This is a genomic window from uncultured Actinomyces sp. (assembly GCF_963526355.1).
Classification (GTDB): domain Bacteria; phylum Actinomycetota; class Actinomycetes; order Actinomycetales; family Actinomycetaceae; genus Actinomyces.
On the sequence record NZ_CAUROW010000183.1, the window covers coordinates 1 to 2,682 of the forward strand.

At 70.2% G+C, this 2,682-nt stretch carries 2 protein-coding genes; both read right to left on the reverse strand.

Annotated features, from left to right (window positions below; all coding sequences use genetic code 11):
• Positions 1-1,787 (reverse strand): rhamnan synthesis F family protein (locus RWR81_RS13540; RefSeq protein WP_314458225.1); only part of this gene is annotated, 1,787 nt, incomplete at its 3' end.
• Positions 1,788-2,018: 231 nt separating this feature from the next.
• A partial coding sequence (locus RWR81_RS13545; RefSeq protein ID WP_314458226.1) for a glucosaminidase domain-containing protein occupies positions 2,019-2,682 on the reverse strand: 664 nt, incomplete at its 5' end.

Genomic DNA, 2,682 nt, shown 5'->3' on the forward strand with positions numbered 1-2,682 from the left:
CGCCCGGCCCAGGTGGGGGTGAGGACCTCGCGGGGATGGAAGCCGCTGGACATGGCCGCATAGACGGTCAGCAGCTCGAGCACCTCGGCGGCGCGAGCACCTCGCAGACGCTCCACTGCCTGCTCGGGGCCGGGGGCGGCCCGCTCGGCCAGCCGCACGAGCTCCTTGGCGCCCTCACTCAGCGTGCGCAGAGCCTCGGGGCGGGCCAGGAACATGGAGCCCACCGGCGTCGCCGGCGCAATGGGGTCCAAGGGCGTCGTCAGGCCGAGCCGGCGGGACAGCGCCTCGGCGGCACCGACCAGGCCGTCCCACTGGGGCCCGCCGTGCGGCCGACCGATGTGGCAGGCGGCGGGCAGGACCACACCGAGGCCGGTATGGCGCTCGAAGAGATCGATGAGGCCGGCGAGGTAGCCGGGTGAGGCCAGCAGGCAGTCGAGGACCTGGCGGCGGGCGACGTCGTCGGCCCGCCCCGGAGCCCCGGACAGCGGCCCGAGGTTGATCGTGAGGACCAGGTCGACCTCGCTGTCACCGCCATCACCGCCGGTACCGTCGAGGTCGCGATCCGGGCCGCTGGAGCGTCCGGGGTCCCACAGGTCATCGCACTCGGTGAGAAAGGCGATCGTTCCGCGCGGGTCGATGTCGCGGACCTTGCGGAAGGTGACACCGGGCTGTCCGGATCCCCCGGGCTCCGTGTCCTCGGCGGCCGGACGACGACCGAGGACACGCTCCAGGTCGGTGGCGTCCAGTCCCGTGGGAGAGGTGACCACCACTCGCCAGTGCGCCGGCAGGCTCGCCAGGCGCTCCGGGAGGCGATCGGCCTCGGCGCGCTCGATCCCGGCCGTCCCCGCCGGGACGTGCACGACGACACAGCCCGAGGGCCCCTCCTGCGCCGGAGACTGGGCCCTGAGGGCCGGGCCGGGAACGGTCTCGGCGATGACCTCGGTGAGCCCTGCGTTGACGATGAGGTCGCGGGCGGCGGCGGTGTGGACGACGTCGGACAGGATGAGGTCCTCGCTGTAACCCACCTGTGCGGCGAAGGCCAGCAGGTCCCCGCCGACGACGGCCTGACGGTCCTGGTGGAGCGGGTCGTGGAAGAAGGCCCGGCGCTTGAGCAGGGGACAGCCGTCCGCCAGTAGCGCCGGCGCCTCCTCGATGGCCGGGTTGTCGGAGGTGTAGCGGTCCACGGGGAAGGCGACCTCGTAGGTGTGGCCGAGGTCGGCGAAGTGGCCGGTGAAACGAGACTCGTGCCACTGGATGGAGTCGCGGTAGGAGGAGACCGGCGGCATCTGCTCCCAGTAGGCACGGAAGGCGGGGTCCGTCAGGAGCCTGCGGCGCACCGCGATCCAGTGGGACTGGATGTGGCGGGGCAGCTCGCGCCTGGCGAGGAAGGGGTGGGGGCGCATGACGTCGTGCTCGGTCATGCCCCAGAAGGAGATGTCGCTCCAGTCCTCAGCGCGGGCGAGGACCTCCTTCCAGGGGCGCACGGGGGCGTAGTAGGTGTGGTTGGTCAGGATGAGCTCGTCGAAGTCGGCGAGCCGGTCCCAGCCGAGGTGCTCCAGTCCGGCCCGGTAGGCACCGACGTCGAGGCCCTCGTTGGGGCGCTGAAGAATCTCGTCGCAGGAGGCCTCCAACCGGGCACGATCGGCATCGTCGATGGATGAGTTGGAGACCACCAGGATGTGGTCGGCGTGGGGGCGCAGGGATGCCAGGACGCGGGTGACGTAGTCACGGACCCGATCATGAGGATCGAAGTGGAAGTAGATGATTCCTCGGTTTCCTCGGGTCACGTGGGTCCTCCCCCGGCAGAGCTGGTCAGAGCGAGTCGACGCTGGTGTTTCGAGTCAACACTGGTCTAGAGGCTGATCTATGCGACGGTCGCGGCGCCAGTGTCTCACGCCGGGCCTCATGCGCACTGATCCGAGCGGACAGGAAACGGGGCCGGACTCCCCGTGAGGGAATCCGGCCCCACCTGGGTCGAACGTGATCGGCAGCTGGACCAGCACCGTCGGGGCACCGACCTATCCGAAGTACTGATCGATCATGGCCGCCAGGTCATTGCCGTAGTTGCGGGCAGTCGCCCAGCCGGTGCGCTGAGGGTTCTCCTGAATGCCCAGGTGCTCCACGTAGGGGGCCGAGCCCTTGCGCACGTAGGCGAAGCGGGTATCGACCAACGGGTGGGAGAGATCCTGGGCGGAGGCGCCCGAGTCGGCGTAGGCCCGCAGATGCTGGACCTGGGCGCGCAGCCCGATCTGGACGCTCGGGAAGGAGGCGCCCGCAGCTCCCCCGCCAGTTGCTCCTAGCCCCCCGAAGTTGAACTGCTGGATCCTGACGTCTCCCCCGAACTGGAGCCAGGCGGTCTCCTTCATCACCTGGGCGAAGAGCAGCTCGGGACTGACACCCTCGGACACCGCTTCGTCATAGAGGGTGGTGAAGAAGTCCTGGGCCGTTGCGGCTCCGCCCTCGGACAGAGCACTGGAGGGGTAGGCGCGGCCGGAGCCGTTATAGGTGGAGACCATGGTGGCGATGACCTGCTGCCTGCTCGCGGTGGGTGTGGCCAGGACCGGATGCAGGGTCTCGTAGCCCTGCCAGGCGCCGCCGCCGGCGAAGGTGGACCAGCGGCCCTCGATCCTCGCCCGGCCGGTGACCATGGCCCCGCCGCGGGAGCCGTCCAAGTAGTACCAG